General features: G+C 69.0%; 21 protein-coding genes. 11 read left to right on the top strand and 10 right to left on the bottom strand.

What is annotated here, in order from left to right; all coding sequences use genetic code 11:
- Positions 1–74 precede the first annotated feature (74 nt).
- The 6 genes from KO481_RS36095 to KO481_RS36070 all read left to right on the top strand — a co-directional run bounded on the left by KO481_RS36095 (position 75) and on the right by KO481_RS36070 (position 6,557).
- Positions 75–1,427 carry an L-fuconate dehydratase gene (locus tag KO481_RS36095; protein WP_215923009.1) on the top strand — a complete coding sequence of 451 codons (1,353 nt, stop codon included), beginning with the start codon at positions 75–77 and terminating at the stop codon, positions 1,425–1,427.
- Positions 1,424–2,515 carry a sugar ABC transporter substrate-binding protein gene (locus tag KO481_RS36090; protein WP_215923008.1) on the top strand — a complete coding sequence of 364 codons (1,092 nt, stop codon included), beginning with the start codon at positions 1,424–1,426 and terminating at the stop codon, positions 2,513–2,515. The genes KO481_RS36095 and KO481_RS36090 overlap by 4 nt, the downstream gene beginning before the upstream one ends.
- 33 nt (positions 2,516–2,548) lie before the next feature.
- Positions 2,549–4,072 (top strand): sugar ABC transporter ATP-binding protein, encoded by a 1,524-nt coding sequence (locus tag KO481_RS36085; RefSeq protein WP_215923007.1) that lies wholly within the window; start codon positions 2,549–2,551, stop codon positions 4,070–4,072.
- Position 4,073: 1 nt separating this feature from the next.
- On the top strand, positions 4,074–5,096 hold the full coding sequence (locus KO481_RS36080) for an ABC transporter permease (RefSeq protein ID WP_215923006.1): 1,023 nt from the start codon (positions 4,074–4,076) through the stop codon (positions 5,094–5,096).
- Between the two features lie 5 nt (positions 5,097–5,101).
- Positions 5,102–5,428 (top strand): L-rhamnose mutarotase, encoded by a 327-nt coding sequence (locus KO481_RS36075; RefSeq protein ID WP_215923005.1) that lies wholly within the window; start codon positions 5,102–5,104, stop codon positions 5,426–5,428.
- 163 nt (positions 5,429–5,591) lie between these two features.
- Positions 5,592–6,557: an aldo/keto reductase gene (locus KO481_RS36070; protein WP_308166912.1), complete on the top strand. Its 966-nt coding sequence runs from the start codon at positions 5,592–5,594 to the stop codon at positions 6,555–6,557.
- A 110-nt stretch (positions 6,558–6,667) separates the two neighbouring features.
- Here KO481_RS36070 and KO481_RS36065 read toward each other — a convergent pair whose 3' ends face one another.
- Complete coding sequence (locus tag KO481_RS36065; protein ID WP_215923004.1) at positions 6,668–7,336, bottom strand: FadR/GntR family transcriptional regulator; 669 nt, start codon at positions 7,334–7,336, stop codon at positions 6,668–6,670.
- Between the two features lie 32 nt (positions 7,337–7,368).
- Here KO481_RS36065 and KO481_RS36060 point away from each other — a divergent pair, with 32 nt between their 5' ends.
- A complete protein-coding gene (locus KO481_RS36060) occupies positions 7,369–8,265 on the top strand; it encodes an amidohydrolase family protein (RefSeq protein ID WP_245402020.1) in 897 nt (298 codons plus the stop codon).
- Positions 8,262–9,107, top strand: a complete 846-nt coding sequence (locus KO481_RS36055; protein WP_215923003.1) for a fumarylacetoacetate hydrolase family protein — start codon at positions 8,262–8,264, stop codon at positions 9,105–9,107. The genes KO481_RS36060 and KO481_RS36055 overlap by 4 nt, the downstream gene beginning before the upstream one ends.
- A gap of 4 nt (positions 9,108–9,111) precedes the next feature.
- Here the strand turns inward: KO481_RS36055 and KO481_RS36050 are convergent, their stop codons facing one another.
- Together KO481_RS36050 and KO481_RS36045 are read right to left on the bottom strand one after the other, a co-directional pair.
- A complete protein-coding gene (locus tag KO481_RS36050) occupies positions 9,112–9,306 on the bottom strand; it encodes a hypothetical protein (protein WP_215923002.1) in 195 nt (64 codons plus the stop codon).
- Between the two features lie 94 nt (positions 9,307–9,400).
- Complete coding sequence (locus tag KO481_RS36045; RefSeq protein WP_308166910.1) at positions 9,401–10,330, bottom strand: ketopantoate reductase family protein; 930 nt, start codon at positions 10,328–10,330, stop codon at positions 9,401–9,403.
- Between the two features lie 222 nt (positions 10,331–10,552).
- Between KO481_RS36045 and KO481_RS36040 the strand changes: the two genes are divergently transcribed.
- Positions 10,553–11,866 carry an MFS transporter gene (locus KO481_RS36040; protein WP_215923001.1) on the top strand — a complete coding sequence of 438 codons (1,314 nt, stop codon included), beginning with the start codon at positions 10,553–10,555 and terminating at the stop codon, positions 11,864–11,866.
- Positions 11,867–11,960: 94 nt separating this feature from the next.
- On the opposite strand, the gene KO481_RS36035 is transcribed toward KO481_RS36040, so the two are convergent.
- The 6 genes from KO481_RS36035 to argC all read right to left on the bottom strand — a co-directional run bounded on the left by KO481_RS36035 (position 11,961) and on the right by argC (position 18,182).
- Positions 11,961–12,464 (bottom strand): arginine repressor, encoded by a 504-nt coding sequence (locus tag KO481_RS36035; protein WP_215923000.1) that lies wholly within the window; start codon positions 12,462–12,464, stop codon positions 11,961–11,963.
- A 70-nt stretch (positions 12,465–12,534) separates the two neighbouring features.
- Entirely contained in the window at positions 12,535–13,464 is a 930-nt protein-coding gene (gene argF / locus KO481_RS36030) for an ornithine carbamoyltransferase (protein WP_215922999.1), read from the bottom strand.
- Complete coding sequence (locus KO481_RS36025) at positions 13,461–14,657, bottom strand: acetylornithine transaminase (protein WP_215922998.1); 1,197 nt, start codon at positions 14,655–14,657, stop codon at positions 13,461–13,463. Before KO481_RS36025 ends, argF begins: the two co-directional genes overlap by 4 nt.
- The gene (argB, locus tag KO481_RS36020) at positions 14,654–15,622 is read right to left on the bottom strand and encodes an acetylglutamate kinase (RefSeq protein WP_308166909.1); all 969 of its coding nucleotides are present in this window, start codon (positions 15,620–15,622) and stop codon (positions 14,654–14,656) included. Before argB ends, KO481_RS36025 begins: the two co-directional genes overlap by 4 nt.
- A 156-nt stretch (positions 15,623–15,778) precedes the next feature.
- Entirely contained in the window at positions 15,779–16,984 is a 1,206-nt protein-coding gene (gene argJ / locus KO481_RS36015) for a bifunctional glutamate N-acetyltransferase/amino-acid acetyltransferase ArgJ (RefSeq protein ID WP_308166908.1), read from the bottom strand.
- A gap of 103 nt (positions 16,985–17,087) precedes the next feature.
- Positions 17,088–18,182, bottom strand: coding sequence for an N-acetyl-gamma-glutamyl-phosphate reductase (gene argC / locus KO481_RS36010; protein ID WP_215922997.1), 1,095 nt, complete (start codon positions 18,180–18,182; stop codon positions 17,088–17,090).
- Between the two features lie 91 nt (positions 18,183–18,273).
- On the opposite strand from argC, the gene KO481_RS36005 reads away from it, so the two are divergent.
- Entirely contained in the window at positions 18,274–18,753 is a 480-nt protein-coding gene (locus tag KO481_RS36005; RefSeq protein WP_215922996.1) for a MarR family winged helix-turn-helix transcriptional regulator, read from the top strand.
- Positions 18,754–18,766: 13 nt separating this feature from the next.
- On the top strand, positions 18,767–20,119 hold the full coding sequence (locus KO481_RS36000; RefSeq protein ID WP_215922995.1) for an FAD-dependent oxidoreductase: 1,353 nt from the start codon (positions 18,767–18,769) through the stop codon (positions 20,117–20,119).
- Between the two features lie 13 nt (positions 20,120–20,132).
- Here the strand turns inward: KO481_RS36000 and KO481_RS35995 are convergent, their stop codons facing one another.
- Positions 20,133–21,554, bottom strand: a complete 1,422-nt coding sequence (locus tag KO481_RS35995) for a GntP family permease (protein ID WP_215922994.1) — start codon at positions 21,552–21,554, stop codon at positions 20,133–20,135.
- Positions 21,555–21,560: the final 6 nt, after the last annotated feature.

Here is a 21,560-nt window from a genome sequence, read left to right as displayed (position 1 = left end):
GATCCCGACTTGTGCCGATAGACATCCGATGTATAGTCGTGACTCAGATCACTGCAGGAACGAGGACACCTTCCATGTCACACCTCACGGCGCTGGACACGCTCGATGTCCGGTTCCCGACGTCGGCACAGCTGGACGGCTCCGACGCCATGAACCCCGATCCCGACTATTCGGCGGCGTACGTGATCCTGCGCACCGACGATCCGGACGGGCTCGAGGGGCACGGATTCGCCTTCACCATCGGCCGCGGCAACGACGTACAGCGGGTGGCGATCGAGGCCCTGCATCATCTGGTCGTCGGCCGGGAGCTCGACGAAATCCTTGGCGATCTGGGCGGATTCGCTCGCGAGCTCACCGCCGATTCCCAATTGCGCTGGCTGGGGCCGGAAAAGGGCGTCATGCACATGGCCATCGGCGCGGTGATCAACGCGGCATGGGACCTGGCCGCCAAGCGCGCGGATAAGCCGGTGTGGCAGCTGGTTTCGGAGATGTCGCCGGAGCAGATCGTCGGGCTCATCGATTTCCGCTACCTCACCGATGCCCTCACCCCGGACGAGGCCCTGGAAATCCTCCGCCGCGCCGAACCGGGCCGCGCGGAACGCACGAAACACCTACTCGCCGAGGGGTATCCGGCCTACACCACGTCCGCGGGCTGGCTGGGCTACTCCGACGCCAAGCTGACGCGCCTGGCGCAGCAGGCGGTCGCGGAGGGATTCGGCACCATCAAGATCAAGGTCGGCCGCGACGTCGAGGAGGACGCGCGGCGGGTCAAGATCGCCCGCGAGGCCATCGGCCCCGATATCGGCCTGGCCGTGGATGCCAACCAGCGCTGGGGCGTCGCCGAGGCGGTGGAGTGGATTTCGCGGCTGGCACCCGCTCGGCTGTCCTGGGTCGAGGAGCCCACCAGCCCCGACGACATCCTCGGCCACGCCGCGATCCGCAGGGGCGTTGCGGGAGTGCGCATCTCGACCGGTGAGCACGGCCAGAACCGGATCCTGTTCAAGCAGCTGCTGCAGGCCGATGCGGTCGACGTGTTGCAAATCGACGCCGCCCGGGTCGGTGGCGTCAACGAGAACCTGGCAATCCTGTTGCTGGCCGCCAAGTTCGGCGTCCCGGTGATCCCGCACGCCGGCGGGGTGGGGCTGTGTGAGCTGGTGCAGCACCTGGCGATGATCGACTATGCCGCGATCTCGGGCACCATGGACGGTCGCGCCATCGAATTCGTCGATCACCTGCACGAACACTTCCGCGAACCGGTGCGGATCGACCGCGGGCGCTATCGTGCCCCGCGTGCACCGGGTTTCAGCGCGGAAATGCTGCCGGCCTCGCTCGCCGAATACAGCTATCCGGACGGCGCCGCGTGGCAGACTCCGACCACTTCTCTACCAGCAGCCCAGAATCCGCCAAAGGAGCACGGAAACTCATGAACACCAGGATCATCGGCGCGGCATTGGCCGCCGCGCTGCTCGTCGCCCCGGCCGCGGGCTGCTCACGCCAATCCACCGGTAGCAGTGCGGCTCCCGCGGTCAACGTCGGCAACGGCGCGGACAACGGCGTCCTCGTCGGGGCCGACCAGCCCCGCTCGGACACCGACTTCTGGAGCGCCTACGCCGGATACATGGGCCCCAAGGCCGCCGCGGCCGGGGTGAAGCTGTCGAACACCTCCTCGGACAACGATTCCAACCGTCTCAAGTCCAATGTGGACACGCTGCTGTCGAAGAGCGTCAAGGCCCTGATCATCGCGCCGCAGGACACCGCCGCGGTCAAGCCGGCGCTGGCCGACGCGGCCGCGAAGAACGTCCCGGTGGTCAGCGTCGACACGCGCCCCGACAGCGGCGGCGCCTACATGGTGGTGCGCGCGGACAACCGTGCCTACGGCACCAAGTCCTGCACCTACCTGGGCGAAACGCTGCACGGAACCGGCAAGGTCGTGGAGTTCCAGGGCGATCTGACCTCGATCAACGGTCGCGACCGCTCGGAGGCCTTCGCCGACTGCATGAAGTCGAAATATCCCGGCATCAAGGTGATCGAGATCCCCACCGAGTGGAAGCCCGACAAGGCCGTGTCCGGCCTGCAGGACAAGCTGCTCACCGATCCCGACATCAACGGCATCTACATGCAGGCCAGCATCTACCTGCAGCCCACCGTCGCGCTGTTGCAGCGGGAGAACAAGCTGGTCAAGGCCGGCCAGCCCGGCCATATTACGATCGTGTCGAACGACGGGGTCAAGGCCGAGCTCGACGCCATCGACAGCGGCCAGATGGACGCGACGATCTCCCAGCCCGCGGACCAGTACGCCCAGTACGCGGTCTACTACGCCAAGGCCGCCACCGAGGGCAAGAAGTTCGCCCCCGGCCCCACCGACCACAACTCCACGATCGTGGACACCGGCGTGAACGGCCAGCTCGAGGATCAGCTGCCCGCGCCGGTCGTCACCCGCGCCGGCGGCAAGGTCGGCGACATGGACACCCTGCCCACCACGGACCCCAGCCTCTGGGGTCGTGGCGGGCACTGATCAACAGGCCGGTATGTAGTGACGGAAACCGCAGTGCCCGAACCCGATTCGGAACACACGCCGGTCGCCGGGGCGCCGATCGCGGAAGCGATCGGCGTCACCAAGCGATTCGGCCGCAACATCGCTCTGAACGGAGTCCAGCTGGCGGTGACCGCCGGGCGGACCCACGCCCTGGTCGGCCGGAACGGCGCCGGGAAGTCGACGCTGGTATCGATCCTGACCGGACTCGCAGCTCCTGATGAGGGGGAGGTGCGCTTCCAGGGCAGCCCCGCGCCCGCGCCGGGCGACCGCGACGCCTGGCGCTCCCGGGTGGCATGTGTGTACCAGCATTCGACGATCATCCCGGACCTGTCGGTGGCGGAGAATCTGTTCATCAACCGGCAGGGTCTGGGCGGGCGAATAATCAACTGGCGCACCATGAAGACGCGGGCCCGGGAGCTGCTGGACACCTGGTCGGTGCCCGTGGACGTGAACACTCCAGCCCGCGAGCTGTCCGTGGAGAACCGGCAGCTGGTGGAGATCGCCCGCTCGCTCTCGCACGGAACCCGGTTCATCATCCTGGACGAGCCGACCGCGCAGCTGGACGGCGCGGCGATCAAGCGGCTGTTCACGCGCATCCGGGACCTGCAGGCGCAGGGGGTGACCTTCCTGTTCATCTCCCATCACCTGGACGAGACCTACGAGATCTGTTCCGACGTCACGGTTTTCCGCGATGCGCGGCATGTGATCACCGCCCCGGTGGCTGAGCTGGGCAAACCGGAGCTGATCGCCGCCATGACCGGCGACTCGACCGAGCTCGTCCAGGCGGTGCCGAGGGAGCGGCCCGATCTCTCCGCCGCCCCGGCGCTGAGACTGGAAAAGCTCACCCGCACCGGCGAATTCGCCGATGTGGGGCTCGAGGTCCGGCCCGGCGAGATGGTCGGGCTGGCCGGGGGTGGCAGCAGCGGCCGCGTCGAGGTGGCCGAGACGATCGTCGGATTGCGGCGCGCGAGCGGCGGATCGGTGAGCGTGCAAGGAGTTCCGCTGCGCCGCAGCGGGGTTCGTGCGGCGCTGGACGCCGGGATCGGATTCGTGCCCCGCGACCGGCACGACGAGGGCCTGGTCCTGGGGATGAGCGTGGCCGACAACGCCACCCTCACCGTGCCCCGCAAGCTCGGCACGCTGGGCCTGCTGTCCCGCCACACCCGCGATGCCCTGGTGCGCACCGCGATCGGGGATCTGGACATCAAGACCGAGGGCCCGGCGCAGGGCGTCTCCGAACTGTCCGGCGGCAATCAGCAGAAGGTCGTATTCGCCCGCGCGCTGGCCACCGACCCCGCGGTGCTGGTGCTGATCACCCCCACCGCCGGTGTCGACGTGCGATCCAAGCAGACCCTGCTCGAGGTCGTGCGGGCCGTGGCCGACCGCGGCACCGCGGTGCTGGTCGTCTCCGACGAGCTCGACGACCTTCGCGATTGCGACCGCGTGCACGTCATGTTCCAGGGCAGCATGCACGCCGAATACGAGAAGGGCTGGGACGACCGGGAACTGGTCGCCGCCATGGAAGGACTCAACTAACATGACGCAGATCGCGACCGGATCCGACGCCGCGGAGGCGACCGCCCCGCGCCCGCGGCCAGCCCTGCGCTGGGGCGCGCTCCGTGATTTCCTGCTGGTTCCGCCGATCGTGCTGGTGCTGATCGTCGGGTACTTCATCAACTCGAGCTTCGTCTCCACGGCCAACCTGACCAATGTGCTCACGACCATGAGCGGCATCGCGCTGCTGGTGCTGGCCGAGGTGCTGGTGCTGGTGGTCGGCTACATGGACCTGTCGCTGGAATCGACCTTCGGCCTGGCGCCGGGAGTCGCGATCTGGGTCACCATGGGCACCGCCAAGGTCGGCGCCTTCACCTGGGCCTCCCCGTGGATGACGATCCCGATCGCCCTGCTGGTCGGCCTGGCCGTCGGCCTGGTGAACGGGCTGCTGATCGTGCGATTCGGGCTCAACGGATTCATCGTCACGCTGGCCATGCTGATCGCGCTGCGCGGCCTGCTGACCTTCCTCACCGGCGGCTTCACGCTCACCAAGATTCCCGATTCGGTGCTGTGGCTGGGTAATTCACATATCGGCGCGGTGCCGATCAACGTGCTGGTCTGCCTGGCGCTGTTCGCGATCGGCTATCTGGCGCTCAACTACACCACCGCCGGGCGGGCGCTGTACGCGGTGGGCGGCAATCAGGGCGCGGCCCGCGCGGCGGGCATCCGCACGGACCGCGTGGTGATCACGGTGCTGATCATCGCCGGGGCCCTCGCCGCGATCGGCGGGCTCATCTACTCCGGGCAGTTCGCCAGCGTGCAGGTCGCCCAGGGCGACGGGATGATCTTCAACGTCTTCGCCGCCTGCGTGATCGGCGGCGTCTCGCTCAACGGCGGGCGGGGCTCTGTCCTGGGCGCGTTCTTCGGGATCCTGATCCTGACGCTGATCCAGAAGCTGCTGTCCTACGGCGGGGTCAGCGCCGATTCGCTGAAATTCATCAACGGCGCACTGATTCTGGTCGCCCTCGTCATCACCCGCATCGCCAGCGGCCGGCGGCAGGAGTGAGCACGATGCGAATCGCTCTGCACACCAGGATAAAGTCCGGCGCGGAAACCGAATACGAGGCCGCCCACCGGGAGGTCCCGCCCGAGTTGGTGGCCGCCATCCGCGCCGCGGGAGCCACCGACTGGACGATCTGGCGCAGCGGGCTGGACCTGTTCCATGTGATCGACTGCGAGTCCTACGAGCTGCTGCTCGAGCGGCTGGCCGACCTGCCGGTGAACATCGCCTGGCAGGCGCGGATGGGCGGTTATCTGGATGTGCCGCACGACTATTCGGACGGCAACGCTGGACTGCCAGTGGTGTGGGAGCTGAACCCCGCGGAGTCCGGCAAATGAGGGGCGCGGGTATTCCCGGCCCCCGACCGGAATCCACTGGTCGACAACGGCTCCCAGCCAGGGGCGAGCCAGGATCACCGTGTGCGTTGCGCGCTGCCCGCCGACGAGGAACGAGGGCGGCACCGGGATCGGGCCTACGACCGGATACGCACAGGACAACGCCGTGCATGAGCCGATGACCGCGGCAGATCCGCGGATGCCGGGACCGTCGGTCACGCGTGTTGTGCTCGGCGGGGCGGGCTATGCCGGGCTGTACCGCGCGGTGGACGAGGTCGGCGCAACAGATGCGCTGAACACCGCCTGGGACAATGGAATCCGCGCCTTCGACACCGCGCCGCACTACGGCGGCGGGCTCAGCGAGGAGCGCCTGGGCCGGTTCCTGCGCGTCCGCGACCGGTCAGCCTACACAGTCTCCACCAAGGTGGGCCGCCTGCTCTACGACGACCCGGACGCCCCCGACGGCGCGGAGGAGTTCTACGGCGCGCCCAAACGCTCACGTCGGCGGGACTATTCGGCCACCGGGGTGCGGCGCTCGCTGGAGGAATCGCTGCTGCGACTGGGCCTGGACCGGGTGGATCAGCTATTGATCCACGATCCCGAGGAGAACATGGAACAGGCGCTCGCGCAGGCCGTTCCCGAGCTCGAGCGAATCCGTGCGGAGGGTCTGACGACAAACATCGGGGTCGGCGTGAATCACGTGGCGACCGCGCTGCGGTTCGTCCGGGAGGCTCCAATCGACCAGGTGCTGATCGCCGGGCGGTATTCACTGCTGGACCGGCGCGCTGAGGCCGAGCTGCTGCCCGAATGCGCGCGCCGCGGCGTCCGGGTGCTGGTGGCCGGGGTGCTCAACAGCGGCATTCTGGCGGATCCGCTGCGGCAGGGCACCTTCGACTACGTCGCGGCCGATCCCGAGGTCATCGCCCGGGCCCGGGCCATGGAAACCGCCTGCGCCGCATACGGTGTGCCGCTGCGGGCCGCGGCCATGCAGTTCCCGCGACGTCATCCGGCAGTGCACGCGATCGTGCTGGGGTCGGGCACGCGTGCGGAGATCGAGGACAGCGTCGCGATGCTGAACATTCCAGTACCCGAGGAACTGTGGGCCGAACTCGACGGCGGGGCGCTCTGGTGAGATGCACCCCCGAGGCCACGACACACCGCGGATCTTCCTGCTGCCGGCCCGCGCACCACGTCCCTCACCACCCCCGGACCGGTCACCACGCCCAGCCCTGCGTTACCGTCTCAGCCCGCGGCCCGCTGCAGCCACTCCATGACCCCCGCGACGTGCGCCAGCGCCCGCGCCTGTGCCAGCTGCGGATCGCGCGCGGCAATGGCATCGCAGATGCCGCGGTGCTCGGACACGGTCCGCTCGAACGCCCCCTCCTCGGTGATACCGCGCCAGATCCGCGCGCGCGTGGTCGGCATCGACAGCGAATCCAGCAGCGAGGCAAGCACCTTGTTGCCCGATCCGGCCGCGATGGCGGCATGGAAGTTCAGGTCCAACGCGACCAGATCGGTGACCGAGGCACCCTCGGGCTGGACCAGCGTGCGCAGCTCGGCGATCTCCGCGTCGGACATCCGCTGCGCCGCAATGGCCGTGGCCGCCGGCTCGAGAATCCGGCGCACTCCCAGGATGTCGAGCACCGAGTCGTCCTGATGGAATTCCAGCAGGAAGCTCATCGCGTCCAGCAGCGAATTCGGTTCCAGGCTGGACACATACGTGCCGTCGCCCTGACGCACATCCAGGATCCGCACGAGCGACAGCGCCCGCACGGCCTCCCGCAGCGAATTTCGCGACACGCCGAGTTCGGCGGCAAGATCGGCCTCGCGCGGCAGCCGGGAACCCGGGCGCAGATCGCCCGAGACGATCATCGCCTTGATTTTCGCTATCGCATCGTCCGTGACCGACAAACCCGTACCTTCGCTTCCGAGGATGTGAACACATGCCTCCGATGACTGTAGACGCCCATGTCCATATCTGGGACATCGACGGCGGAAAATTCCACGTCGAGTACGACTGGCTCACAAAAACATCGGATGTTTTATATCGAACTTACACCCTCAACGACCTCGAGCCGCAGCTGGCCGAGCACGGCATCGGGGCGCTGGTGCTGGTGCAGGCCTCGGATTCGCTCGCCGAGACCCACGCCCTGCTGGACGCCGCCGCCGCGGCGCCCCGCCCGGCCACGGTGGTCGGATGGCTGCCCCTGCACGATCCCGACGGCACCGCCGCCGAGCTGGCGCGGCTGCGCGGGCCCCGATTCGCCGGGGTACGCCACATGATCCATCGCGACCCCGATCCGGCATACCTGCTACGCCCCGAGGTGTCGCGGAGCCTGGCGATGCTGGCCGAGGCCGGACTGTGTTTCGACGCGGTGGCCGAGACCCTCGGACTGCTGGCCCAGGTCCCGGTGATCGCCGCCGAACATCCCACGCTGACGGTGGTTCTCGACCATCTGGGCAAGCCGCCGATCGCCGCCGGCGAGTGGCAGCCGTGGGCGGATCTGCTGGCCGCCGCGGCCGCGGCGCCGAATGTGGTGGCCAAGATCTCCGGCCTGGCAACGGTTTCCGAGCCCGGGTTCACCGCCGCAGACTGGCAGCGATATGTCGATCACGCCCTCGCGGTCTTCGGGCCCGACCGGCTGATGGTCGGCGGCGATTGGCCGTTCACCCTCACCGCCGCGTCCTACCGCGAGGTCTGGCGGGCCACCCACGGTAGCCTGGCGGGCCTGTCCGCCGACGACCGCGCCCGCGTGCTGTGGACCACCGCGGCGCGTGTCTATCAGCTTCCCGCCCCGGCGGGTACCACCCAGTTCCCGAGTGAAGGAGTCAGTGCATGAAGTTGCAGCGGGTCGGCGCGGCCGGCGCGGAACGCCCGGTCGTCGTCGACGGGGAGCAGGCCTACGACCTGTCCCCTCTCACTCGGGACATCGACGGTGAATTCCTTGCGGCCGACGGGATCTCGGCGGTGGCCGCGGCGCTGGCCGCGGGAACCCTGTCCCCCGCGGATATCTCCGGCGAGCGCATCGGCGCGCCGATCGCGCGCCCGCAGGCGGTGTGGTGCATCGGCATGAACTACGCCGCGCACGCCGCCGAGTCCGGCTCCGAGCCGCCGAAGATCCCGGTGCTGTTCTTCAAGACACCCAACACGGTGGTCGGCCCGTACGACGACGTACTGATCCCGCGCGGCTCGGCGAAGACCGACTGGGAGGTGGAGCTCGCGGTGGTGATCGGCGCCCGCGCCCGCTACCTGGATTCGCCCGAGGAAGCGATGAAATACGTTGCGGGATACGCTATCTCCAACGATGTGTCCGAACGCGCCTTCCAGCTGGAGCAGTCCGGCGGGCAGTGGTCCAAGGGCAAGTGCTGCGAGACCTTCAACCCGTTGGGCCCGGCGCTGGTGCCCGCGTCCGAGCTGAACCCGAAAGATCTGCGGCTGCGCTCCTTCGTCAACGGCGAACCCCGCCAGGACTCCACGACCGCCGACCTGATCTTCGATGTGGCCTATCTGGTCTGGCACCTGTCCCAGTACGCGGTGCTGGAGCCGGGCGATGTCATCAACACCGGAACCCCGGAGGGCGTGGCGCTTTCGGGCCGCTTCCCCTACCTGCGGCCCGGCGACGTCGTCGAGCTCGAGATCGAGGGCATCGGGCGCATGCGCCAGACGTTCCGGGCGGCCTGATTCCTCATCGGGCCCAGGATCGCATCACCGTCACCACCAGGGCCGCGACGCCGACAACGATGAGGACGATGCCGATGTAGGTCCACTGGGAGTGGCCGGTCATGGGCGAACCGTGCACGGCGCCGGTGCCCTGACCGACCCACAGCCCTCCGAGCAGGATCAGCACCACCCCAACCACGCCTAGGATCAATCGCCGCATCTGTCCTCCTCGTATCGAGCATTCGACACGTACAGTGTGACCCCGGACACGCGGGCGGGCCAGTCGAGGAGGCGAATGTTCACCGGACCGGCGGTCAGCCCAGGCGCGCGCGGTTCTCCGAGGGCAACTGCGAGGCGAAGATGACCTGGTGGATCGGCGTGGGCACATCGGATGCCCGGCCGAACCGCACCACCGCGCCGCTCTGATAGTGCAGCTCCGAGGGGTGTCCCCCGGCGAGATCGCGCTGCATCGAGGCGGTGGTGTCGGGGGTGAGGCCCTCGTAGACCTTCATCATCCGATCGACGTCGTCGTCGCCGAGCGCGATGCCGCGGGCGCGGGCCACATCCCGCACCTCGGTCATGGCCGCGCGGACCAGCGCCACCGTCTCCGGCTCGGACGAGGTGACCCCGACCGGCTGCCGGGCCAGGGCGCCGACACCGCCGTAGGAGGAGATGAACATCAGCTTGCGCCACAGCGTGGCCTCGATGTCCTCCGAGCGGGTCACCGCGATGCCCGCCGGGACCAGCGCATCGACGACGGCCTCGACCCGGTCGTCCGAATCCGGTACCAGCGCACCGATTTCCACCGCGGCGTGCGCGCCGAGACAGCGCACCGACCAGGGCGCCACGCGCTGCGCGATCACGACGCAGGTACAGCCGAGCACCCGCTCGGCGCCCAGCACCGCCGCCAGATCCGCCGCGGCCTCCACCCCGTTCTGCAGCGGCAGCACCGTCGTCCGTTCGCCCACAACGGGTCTCAACGCCTCCGCGGCCTCCCGGACCTGCCAGGCCTTGACCGCGACGATCACCAGATCGGCCTCCGGCTCCCCCGAGCCGAATTCGGTGACCACCCGCACGTCCGGGACCGAACTCTCCTCTCCCGCACGGGAAAGCAGCAGCGGGCCCACCTGCGCCGCGCGCACGGTCTCCGCCCGCCCCACCACGGTCACCGAATGCCCGGCGCGCGCCAGCATTCCCGCGAAGTACAGTCCGATTCCACCCGCCCCAAATACCGTTATCCGCACGAGTCAGGGCCTCCAGATCGTCGACAACCACATGCAATTGATGCGTCCGCAAACACTATCGCCGCCGCGTGGGGCATTCAATGGTTACCGACGGTTACGGAATTCACCGCCGCGAGTGGAATATTCGCCGCGGGCCTGCTGATCGAGGCGCGAGTCACTAGTGTGTGTGCGATCACACCGCCGCGGACGCGCGGCGCCGTCCGCACGAAAACGAGTTTCACCGTGACGATCGACGACGATCCCGCCCAGGCCACCGCCGATGCCGCCCCCGCCATGCGCCTGACGGCCCCGCAACGCCGCGCGTTCTGGGGTTCCTTCGGCGGCTGGGCGATGGACGGATTCAACTGGACCGTCTTCGGCCTGGTCCTGGCCCCGACAATGGCGGATCTGCTGCCCCGCGAGGGTATTCCGGCGACCGCCGCGAATATCGGCTGGTACGGACAGATCAGCGCGGCGCTGTTCCTGCTCGGCTGGGGTTGCTCGGCGATCTGGGGACCGCTCGCCGACCGCTTCGGCCGCATGCCCGCGATGACCGCGTCGATCGCGATGTACGGCGTCTTCACCGCCCTGGCGGGCCTGTCCACCAATCTCTGGGAGTGGAACGCCTTTCGCTTCCTGGCCGCGATCGGCGTCGGCGGCGAATGGGCCATGGCCGGAACGCTGCTGGCCGAGGTGCTGCCCGAGCGCCTGCGGGCGCGCTTGGGCGGCGCGATGCATTCCGCGGCGTATGTCGGGGTGCTGGTCGTCTCGGCGTTGTATCTCGCGGCGGGACCGGAACTGGGCTGGCGGGGCATGTTCCTGATCGGTGGAATACCGGCGCTGGCGGTCTTCGTCATTCGCCGCACCACCCCCGAACCCGAACGCTGGCGGCAGGATTCGGCCGAGCAGGGGCGAAAATCGCTCTGGCAGCCCGTGATAGCCGTGCTCACCCCGCCGTACCTGGCCCGCACGCTCGGTAATCTGGCCCTGCTGGTCGTGTGTGTGATCGGGCTGTGGGCCGGATCCACGTATGTGCCCACCGCGATGACCGATCTGGCCCACCGCGCCCACTACGGCTCGTCGGCCACCATCCGGCTGGCGGGCATCTCCTCGATGACCGTGGCCGCCTTCACGATCGCGGGCTGTTTCCTGATCCCGCGGATCGCGAACCGGTTCGGCCGCCGCGCGACGCTGGCCGGGCTGTTCGTGCTGATGGCCATCGGCGCGGTCGGCGTCTACGGAATCGCCTACCCGGCCCACTCCATCGCACTCACCTTCGTATTCCTGCCGGCGCTCGGGCTGGGCGGGGCGAACTTCGCGGTGTTCACCATCTGGCTGCCCGAGCAGTATCCAACCCGCATGCGCGCCACCGCATTCGCGTTCACCACCACGTTCTCGCGCTGGTTCGCCGCGGCCGGAACCTTCCTGATCGGCTACGGCATCCACGCCACCGGATCGCTGGCCGTTCCGCTCAGCGCGACCGCGATCATCTTCCTGATCGGCGTCGGCCTGGTGGGCCTGGCTCCCGAAACCCGCGGGCAGGCACTACCCGACTGAGTTCACCCGTCCGCGCCATACTACGAGCATCAGTGCGCCGAATTGATGCAGCGCCGGCGCAATCGGATCGGGGTCAGCGGACAGGTGCGGAGCGCTATGCCCAATTTTCGATCTTGGCGGCCAATTCGGCGCCGGTCAGTGGTTCGCGGGCGATGACGGCGATGGTGTCGTCGCCGGCGATGGTGCCGACGATCTCCGGCAGTGAGGCCCGGTCCAGGGCGCTGGCCAGGAAGTGGGCGGCGCCGGGCGGGGTGCGCAGGACCGCGATATTGCCGCTGTGATCGGTCGAAACCAGCAGGTCGCCAAGGAGTTTGGACAGGCGATCGGTGCCGCCGGTGACCCCGCGCACCGGGCTGCCGTCCTCGGGCACGACGTATACCCCCGCGCCGCCGTCCGCGGCGCGCAGCTTCACCGCGCCGAGTTCGTCCAGGTCCCGGGACAGCGTCGCCTGCGTGGTGTCGATGCCCTCGGCGGCCAGCAGCGCGGCGAGCTCGGTCTGGCTGCGCACCGCGTGCCCGGACAGGATCTCGATGATGCGCTGCTGCCGCCCGGCACGAGTTCGCGCGGTCGCCGGACCGGATCTGGCCGGTTCACTCATGCCTGCGCCTCGCTGACGCTCGGTTCCGGCACGAGCGAACTGCTCAGCCCTGCCCATCGGTTCGCTCCGCTCACGGCCGTCGCTCCAGCAACCAGGCCAGCAGCGCCTTCTGCGCGTGCAGCCGGTTCTCCGCCTCGTCCCAGACCACGCTGTGCGCACCGTCGATCACCTCGTCGGTGATCTCCTCGCCGCGATGCGCCGGAAGACAGTGCAGCACAACGGCATCCGGCGCGGCGTGCGCCAACAGTTCGCCGTTGACCTGGAACGGCCGGAAGGGGCCGACCCGGTCCAGGCCGTCGTCCTCCTGTCCCATCGAGGTCCAGGCGTCGGTGACCAGCGCATCCGCGCCGGTGGCCGCGGCGACCGGATCGTTCGTCACCGCGACGCTCGCGCCGGTCTCGGCCGCGCGCTTACGGGCGGCCTCGAGCACCCAGTCCAGCGGCTCGAAACCCGGCGGGGCGGCGATGGTCACGTTCAGCCCGGCCGTCACCCCGCCCAGCAGCAGCGAATGCGCCATGTTGTTGGCGCCGTCGCCGAAGTAGGCCAGGCTGCGCCCGCGCAGCTCGCCCTTGCGCTCGGTCAGGGTCAGCAGGTCGGCCAGCACCTGGCAGGGATGGAATTCGTTGGACAGCGCATTGACCACGGGAACCGTTGCCGCCGAGGACATCTCGTCGAGGCGGACCTGTTCGAAGGTACGCCACACGATCGCGTCGACGTAGCGCGAGAGCACCCGCCCGGTGTCGGCGAGGGTCTCCTCACGACCCAACTGCGTGGTGCGCCCGTCGACCACCACCGCGTGCCCGCCCAGCTGGGCGATGCCCATCTCGAAGGAGAACCGCGTGCGAGTGGAGTTCTTCTCGAAGATGACCCCGACCCCGCGCGGCCCCTCGAGCGGCCGCCGCGCGAAGGGATTTCGCTTCAGCTCCGACGCGAGGGCCAGCACCTCGGCCTGCTCGGCCGGGGATAGATCGTCGTCGCGCAGAAAGTGCCGAATGCTCACACGGGCTCCTTTGTCGTCTGGACGGCGGCATCGAGTATGCCCGGCAGATCACCGAGGAACTCCTCGGCCTGCTCCCGGCTCAGGATCAGCGGCGGCGCGAGCCGTATCACGTCGGGCTTGGCCGGATTCACCAGATAGCCTGCGGCCCGGGCATTTTCCTCGAACTGCTTGGAGCGGTTCCCGGTCAGCTGGATGCCGATCAGCAGGCCCGCACCGCGCACATGGTCCACCAGGGGATGCCCGAGCTCCTCGATGCCGTCCCGGATGGTCTTGCCCACCGTTTCGACGTGGTGCAGCAGATCCTCGCTGTCGATCGTGCGCAGCACGGCCAGCGCCGCCGCGGCACAGACCGGGTTGCCGCCGAAGGTGGTGCCGTGCAGACCCGGAGTCAGCAGCTCGGCCGCACGACCCTGGGCCAGCACCGCGCCGATCGGCAGGCCGCCGCCCAGCCCCTTGGCCAGGGTGATGACATCGGGCACCAGCCCGGCGGCCTGGTGGGCGTAGAAATGGCCGGTGCGGCCGATGCCGGTCTGCACCTCGTCCAGGATCAGCAGCGCGCCGGCCTCGGCGGTGAGCGCACGCGCGGTGGCGAGGTAGTCCGGCGGCGGGACCACGACGCCGCTCTCGCCCATCATGGGCTCCAGGAATACCGCGGCGGTATCGGAATCGACCACGGCGGCAAGGGCATCCGCATCGCCGTACGGGACGTGCACGACGCCCGGGGGCATCGGCTCGAACGGCGCGCGCTTGGCGGGCTGGCCGGTCAGCGCGAGCGCGCCCATGGTGCGGCCGTGGAACGCCTCCTCGCAGGCCACAATCTTGGCCCGGCCGGTGAGCCGGGCGATCTTGAACGCCGCCTCGTTGGCCTCGGTGCCCGAATTGCAGAAGAACGCCCGGCCCACACCGTCGCCGAAGTGTGCGAGCAGCCGCTCGGCCAGCTCGATAGCCGGTTCGGAGGCATACAGATTCGACACGTGCCCGAGCGTGCTCAGCTGCGTGGTGACCGCCTCGATGATCGCCGGATGGGCGTGCCCGAGGCTGTTGACGGCGATGCCGCCCAGGAAGTCGAGGTAGCGCTTGCCGTCGGCGTCGTAGAGCTCCGCGCCCTTGCCACGCACCAGCGCCACCGCCGGGGTGCCGTAGTTGTTCATCAGCGCGGCGGACCACCGCCGCTGCAGGTCCTCGGTACTCATACCATCTCCGTATTCTCTTCCGGCGGTGCGGAATTCGCGGGGGTCCGGGGTGGGCTCGAGGGAGTAACCATCGTGCCGATCCCCTCCCCGGTGAACAGTTCCAGCAGTACCGCATGCGGCACGCGCCCGTCGATCACGTGCGCGGTCGGCACGCCGCCCTGCACGGCGCGCAGGCACGCCTCCATCTTGGGCACCATGCCCGAGTCCAGGCTGGGCAGCAGCTTCGCCAGGGCATCGGTGTCGATGCGGGTGGTCAGCGACGACCGGTCGGGCCAGTTCGTGTACAGCCCTTCGACATCGGTCAGCACGACCAGCTTCTCCGCGCCCACCGCCGCGGCCAGTGCGCCCGCAGCGGTGTCGGCATTGACGTTGTGCACCACGCCGTCCGCGTCCGGCGCCAGGGTCGAGACGACCGGAATGCGGCCCGCGCGAATGAGATCCAGCACGGCGTCCGGGTCGACGGCGGTCACGTCGCCGACCAGGCCCAGATCGGTTTCCTGGCCATCGATCTCGAGGGTGCGGCGGGTGGCGGTGAACAGGCGCGCGTCCTCGCCGGAGATGCCCACGCCGTAGGGGCCGTGCGCGTTGATGAGCCCGACCAGTTCCCGGCCGACCTGCCCGAACAGCACCATCCGCGCGACGTCCAGCACCTCGGGGGTGGTCACCCGCAGCCCGCCCTTGAATTCGCCCTGCAGGCCGAGCTTTTTCAGCATGGCGCTGATCTGCGGTCCGCCGCCGTGCACGACGACCGGATGCACGCCGACCGTCCGCAGGAAGACCATGTCGGCGGCGAAGGCGCGCTTGAGCTCCTCGTCGATCATGGCGTTTCCGCCGTACTTCACCACCACGACGGTGTCGCGGAACTTCTGCAACCAGGGCAGCGCATCGGCCAGCACGTGCGCCTTGTCCAGCGCCGACAATCCGGCCACGGCCGCCGGAACACCCCGTGCCGCATTGGTGTTCACGACTCCGCCTCGCTGGCGCTCGGCTCCATCGTGCCCGGGGCGTGCTGGCTCATCGGTTCACTCCGCTTCGCTCCGTTCACGACTCCGCCTCGCTGGCGCTCGGCTCCATCGTGCCCGGGGCGTGCTGGCTCATTGGTTCACTCCGCTTCGCTCCGTTCACGAGCTGTACGCCGAATTCTCTTCCACGTACCCGTGCGAGAGGTCCGTGGTGCGGATGGTGGCCTCGCCCTCGTGCAGGCCGAGGTCGATCACGACGTGGATATCCGGGCCGGACAGATCGACCTCACGCGCGCCCGCCGCACCCATGCCGTCGACACACACCGGACTTCCGTTGAACGACACCGAGATCCGGTCCGGATCCAGCTCGATCGGCGCGATGCCGATCGCCGCCAGCACCCGGCCCCAGTTCGGATCCGAGCCGAAGAACGCGGTCTTGACCAGCGAGTCGCGGGCCACGGCGCGGGCGCCGATCAGGGCCTGGTCCTCGTCGATCGCGCCCCGCACGGTGACCTGCACCCGCTTGGTGACACCCTCGGCGTCGGCCATCAGCTGGGCGGCCAGATCGTCGCAGACGGCCAGCACCGCGGCGTCGAGCTCGTCCTGGGACGGCGCGACGGCGCTGGCGCCGTTGGCCAGCAGCAGCACGGTGTCGTTGGTGGAGCAGGAGCCGTCGACATCCAGGCGGTCGAAGGTGCGCGCGGTCGCCTTGCGCAGCGCGGCGTCGAGCTGTTCGGGGGTGGCCACCGCGTCGGTGGTGAGCACCACCAGCATGGTCGCCAGCGAGGGCGCCAGCATGCCCGCGCCCTTGGCCATGCCGCCCACGTTCCACTTGTCGTGATGGTGGTAGGCGGCCTCCTTGGGGACCGTGTCGGTGGTCATGATGGCGTGCGCGGCGTCGGTGCCACCGTTGAGCCCGCCGCCCATCTCGTGCACGATCTCGGTGACCGCGGGCAGCAGCTTGTCCATCGGCAGCCGGTCGCCGATCAAACCGGTTGAGCAGACCGCGATCTCGCCCGCCCCGGTGTCGGTTCCCCAGTTGCTCAATGCCTTTGCCAGTTCCTCGGCGGTGGCATGGGTGTCCTGGAAACCGCCCGGGCCCGTGCAGGCGTTGGCGCCACCGGAATTGAGGATCACCGCGCGCAGCCGCCCGCCGGTGAGCACCTGCTGCGACCACAGCACGGGCGCGGCCTTGACCTTGTTGCGGGTGAACACACCGGCTGCGGCGCATTCCGGCCCCTCGTTGAATACCAGTGCCAGGTCCGGCTTTCCGCTCTTCTTGATGCCCGCCGCAATACCTGCGGCGCGGAAACCCAGGGGTGCGGTAACACCCTGGGACCGGACGAGCTTGTCAACGGAAGTCACGATGCCACTCCTACGGTGGGAAGCGCGGCAGTGTCATTCCCTGCGGCGCGAAAGCCCAGCGGTGCGGTCACACCCTGGGACCGGAGAAGTCTGTCGGTCGATGTCACGGTGCCACTCCTACGGTGGAAAGTCCGGCGGTCTCGTCGTAGCCGAGCGCCAGGTTCATCGATTGCACCGCGGCGCCCGCGGTGCCCTTGGTCAGGTTGTCGATCGCGCCGATCACCACCAGCAGCCCGGCGTCGGCGTCGACGGTGACCTGCAGGGTGACGGCGTTGGAGCCCAGCACCGAACCCGTCTGCGGCAGTTGTCCCTCCGGCAGCAGGTACACGAACGGCTCGTCGGCATAGGCCTTCTCGTACACCGCCCGGGCCTGCGCGGCATCGACGAGCGTCGGCGCGGTGCAGGTGGCCAGGATGCCGCGCGCCATCGGCGCGAGCACGGGAGTGAACGACACCGCGATATCCGCACCGGCGCAGTCGAACTCGCGTCCCGCCGTCGAGCTCGTGGCGGCGGCCTTCAGGTTCTGCGCGATCTCCGGGGTGTGCCGATGCGCGCCCGCGATGCCGTAGGCCCGCGCCGAGCCCATCACCTCCGAGCCCAGCAGCCCCACATCGAGTTTCCGGCCCGCGCCCGAGGTACCGCTCACCGCAACGATGTTCACGCTCGGCTCGACGATTCCGGCGGCGACCGCGGGCGCCAGCGCCAGGCTGGACACCGTCGGATAGCAGCCCGGCACCGCGATCCGGGTCGCGCCACGCAGTCCCTCGCGGGCGCCGGGCAGCTCGGGCAGCCCGTAGGGCCAGCTGCCCGCGTGCGGGGTCTTGTAGTACTTCTCCCAGGCCGCGGCGTCGGTGAGCCGGAAGTCCGCGCCGCAGTCGATGATCACGGTCGATTCGGGCAGCGCGGTCGCGATCGCGGCCGACTGCCCGTGCGGCAGGCCCAGGAACACCACGTCGTGCCCGGCCAGGATCTCCGGGGTGGTCTCGGTGAGCACGCGGTCGGCCAGGGGCAGCAGATGTGGCTGCAGCTCACCCAGCGCGGTGCCGGCATTGGATCCCGCGGTCAGCGCCCCGATCTCGAGGCGCCCGGCTCGGTACTCAGGGTGCCCCAGCAGCAGTCGCAGGACCTCACCGCCCGCATATCCGCTCGCACCAGCCACCGCGACCCGCAGCACGGGCCCACTCGAGGTATCCGCCATGTGATGATTATGCACGATCGTGCAATCCCATTCATCGGCAGGGCCGGAAAAAATACTTGTTTCACTGGAGCAAGTAATCTACTGTTGTTTCATGCAAGCAAACAAAGACCAGATCTCGGAGCTCGCTCGCACCGTCAACCTGTTCGCCGAGGCCAATCGCCGGGGGCAGGCGCGGGCGTTCGATCCGGTCCGGCTGGGTGTCTTGCAGTTGGCCGTCGACCACGGCCCGCTCCGCGCGGGCGAGGTGGCCGAGCGGCTGGGGGCCCTCCCCTCCTCGGTCACGCGGCATATCAAGGCGCTGGCCGAGGCCGACCTGGTGACCACCGAGCCGGATCCGGCGGATCGGCGAGCGGTGCTGCTCGCGGCCACCGACGTCGGCCGTGAGGAACTACGGCAGTTCCTCACGGCCGGGGAAGAGGTCTTCGGGGCGGTCATCGCCGACTGGTCCGCGGACGACGTGGTGGCCCTGACCCGGCTACTCACCCAGCTCATCCAGGACTGGGCACATCACGGCGCGGAGCAGCAGGCCGCGCGACGCAGGCGCCGGCATTTCCGCTGGAGTCAGGATTGATTGGGGTAATACCATGTCCGACAACGCATCTCTGCACGTCATCATCGCGGGCGGCGGCATCGGCGGCCTCGCGCTGGCCCACGGCCTGCGTGGCGCCGGTGTCAGTGTCGCGGTCTACGAACGCGACCGGCACCGCACCGACCGGCTGCAGGGCTTCCGCATTCACATCAGCCCGCGCGGCAGCCGGGCGCTGCACGAACTGCTGCCCGCGCATCTGTATCGCGCGTTCGTGGCCGGCGCCGGAAACATGGACCGCGAGTTCGGCTTCGGTTTCGCCACCGAACAGCTCGACATGCTGCTCGAGCTCGACATGGACGCGATCGAGGGCGCGACCACCGGCGACGACGTCGACCGCAACTTCGGCGTCAGCCGCATCACCCTGCGCCAGGTCCTGCTGTCCGATCTGGACGGCATCGTGCACTACGACAAGGCGATCACCGGCTACCGGCGGCTGGATGACGGCCGGGTGGAGGCCCAGTTCGCCGACGGGACAACGGCGGTCGGCGACGTGCTCGTCGGGGCCGACGGCGCCACCTCCCGGGTACGCGCCCAGCTGCTGCCGCACGCCGAGCGGGTCGACACCGGAATCGCCTGCATCGCGGGCAAATACATGCTCACCCCGGAGGGACGCCAGCGTCTCGCGCCGCGTCTGCAGGTAGCCCCGGTCTCGGTCATGCCCGCCCGGACGGGCGGAATGTTCGTCGCCCCGCATGTTTTCGAGAAGCCGGATTCCGCGCTCGGCGGCATCGGCGGCAACGACGGTGCGGCCGAACTGAATCCGGGCGCACTGTTCGACAACACCGAGCCCTACGTACTGTGGAGCTATGCCGCGCGCCGCTCCGACTACCCGGTCGATCGCGAGCTGGACTCCTTGGAGCCCAAGGAACTTCAGGACCTGGCCGACCGGCTCACCGCGGAGTGGTCCCCCGAACTCCGCGAGCTGATCACCGGCACCGCTCCAGAGACGGTCACGCTGTTGCCGATTCGCACCTCGGTCCCGGTGCCAGCGTGGGAGACCACCAACGTCACGCTGCTCGGCGACGCCATCCACAGCATGACCCCGTTCCGCGGGATCGGCGCGAACGTGGCCCTGCGCGACGCGCACGAGCTGCGCGATCGCCTGGTCGCGGTCGCCCGCGGCGAGCGCGAGCTGCTGAACGCGCTGCACGAATACGAGGCGGAGATGATCGGCTACGGCTTCGCCGCGGTGCGTGCCTCACTGAAGACCGCCGAGCAGTCGGTGTCGACCAGCCGCGTCGGCCGCGCCCTGGGCCGCACGATGTTCCGCGTGGTCGAGGCCATCCCTCCGCTCAAGCGGAAGATGTTCGGCGGCCTGGGCACCGAGCCGAAGACCGCCGACGCCTAGCGTCCGGGACTCCTCAGCTGACGATCGCGAACAGCACGGCCGCGACCGCGAAGCTCACCACCGACAGCACGGTTTCCAGCACGCTCCAGGTCTGCAGCGTCTGCTTCACCGACAGGTTGAAGAATTTCGAGACCATCCAGAAGCCGCCGTCGTTGACGTGGCTCAGAATGATCGATCCCGCGCTGATCGCCATGGCGATCAGCGCGACGGACATCTCGGAGTATCCGTGCCCGGCCACGAGCGGTCCGACGATGCCCGCCGTCGTCACGATGGCCACCGTCGCCGAGCCCTGCGCGATCCGCAGGCCGCAGCTGATGATGTAGGCCATCACGATCACCGGCAGCCCGGCCTCGGACATGGTGTGCGCCAGCACCTTTCCGATGCCGGTGGCCGAGATGACCGCCCCGAAGAACGAGCCCGCTCCGATCACCAGCAGCAGCATGCCCACCGGCCGCAGCGATTCCGCGGTGAGCGCGCCGAGCTGCTGCACCGTCGATCCACGCCGCAGGCCGAGCATATAGAACGCGAACAGCACCGCGATCAGCAGCGCCACGGCCGGATTGCCCAGGAACGTCAGCACTTCCAGCAGCCGGGAGCCCTTGTGCAGCAGCTGGCTGCCGAAGGTCGCGCCCAGGATCAGCACCAGCGGAATGGCGATGATGCCGCCGATCAGCGCGATCGATGGCGGCTTGCGCTGCGCCGCATCGGATTCCGAATCCGGCTCCGTCGCCGCGGCCTGCACGGTGAACTCGGCGGGCACGTCCACCACGATCCGCTTGCCGATGAAGGTGCCCCAGACCAGGCCCGCCGCGATGAATCCCGGTATGCCGCAGATCAGTCCCATGATGATCAGCCAGCCCAGGCTGACCCCCATCAGCCCGCCCAGGGCCACCGGGCCCGGGTGCGGCGGCAGGAACGCGTGTGTCATGGACAGGCCCGCGACCATCGGCATCGCGTACAGCACCAGCGACCCGCCGCCGCGCTTGGCGGCCACGTAGACCAGCGGGGCGAGCACGAAGATGCCGATGTCGAAGAACACGGGGACACCGAAGATGAGGCCCATCAGTCCCATGGCGATCGGAGCGCCCTTGCGCCCGAATATTTTCTGCAGCCGCTCGGCCAGGACATCCGCGCCGCCGGAGCGTTCCATGATCGCGCCGAGCACCGTGCCGAGGCCGATGATCACCGAGATGTGGCCCAGGATGCTGCCGAATCCGGTCTCCAGGATGGAATCCGAGGATTTCAGCGGGGTGCCCACGATCTTGGACACCGGCAGCCCGGCGGCCAGCGCCAGCAGCAGGCCCGTCAGGAGCAGCGCGATGAACGGCTCGAGTTTGAACCGGATGATCGCGACCAGCAGTACCGCGATTGCGAGACCGCACAGTATCAGTAGTCCGGGTGTGCTCGTGCGTAGCCAGTCGACGGTGACGGACATACTTGC

The organism is Nocardia albiluteola (genome assembly GCF_018860155.1).
GTDB classification, from domain to species: domain Bacteria; phylum Actinomycetota; class Actinomycetes; order Mycobacteriales; family Mycobacteriaceae; genus Nocardia; species Nocardia albiluteola.
This window is presented reverse-complemented; position numbering and strand designations above follow the sequence as displayed.

Bases quoted from the DNA above. Each gene is read 5' to 3' on its own strand.
- KO481_RS36095 (WP_215923009.1), top strand. From the start codon at position 75: ATGTCACACCTCACGGCGCTGGACACGCTCGATGTCCGGTTCCCGACG.
- KO481_RS36090 (WP_215923008.1), top strand. From the start codon at position 1,424: ATGAACACCAGGATCATCGGCGCGGCATTGGCCGCCGCGCTGCTCGTC.
- KO481_RS36080 (WP_215923006.1), top strand. From the start codon at position 4,074: ATGACGCAGATCGCGACCGGATCCGACGCCGCGGAGGCGACCGCCCCG.
- KO481_RS36075 (WP_215923005.1), top strand. From the start codon at position 5,102: ATGCGAATCGCTCTGCACACCAGGATAAAGTCCGGCGCGGAAACCGAA.
- KO481_RS36060 (WP_245402020.1), top strand. From the start codon at position 7,369: ATGCCTCCGATGACTGTAGACGCCCATGTCCATATCTGGGACATCGAC.
- KO481_RS36055 (WP_215923003.1), top strand. From the start codon at position 8,262: ATGAAGTTGCAGCGGGTCGGCGCGGCCGGCGCGGAACGCCCGGTCGTC.
- KO481_RS36050 (WP_215923002.1), bottom strand. From the start codon at position 9,306: ATGCGGCGATTGATCCTAGGCGTGGTTGGGGTGGTGCTGATCCTGCTC.
- KO481_RS36035 (WP_215923000.1), bottom strand. From the start codon at position 12,464: ATGAGTGAACCGGCCAGATCCGGTCCGGCGACCGCGCGAACTCGTGCC.
- KO481_RS36025 (WP_215922998.1), bottom strand. From the start codon at position 14,657: ATGAGTACCGAGGACCTGCAGCGGCGGTGGTCCGCCGCGCTGATGAAC.
- argC (WP_215922997.1), bottom strand. From the start codon at position 18,182: ATGGCGGATACCTCGAGTGGGCCCGTGCTGCGGGTCGCGGTGGCTGGT.
- KO481_RS36005 (WP_215922996.1), top strand. From the start codon at position 18,274: ATGCAAGCAAACAAAGACCAGATCTCGGAGCTCGCTCGCACCGTCAAC.
- KO481_RS36000 (WP_215922995.1), top strand. From the start codon at position 18,767: ATGTCCGACAACGCATCTCTGCACGTCATCATCGCGGGCGGCGGCATC.
- KO481_RS35995 (WP_215922994.1), bottom strand. From the start codon at position 21,554: ATGTCCGTCACCGTCGACTGGCTACGCACGAGCACACCCGGACTACTG.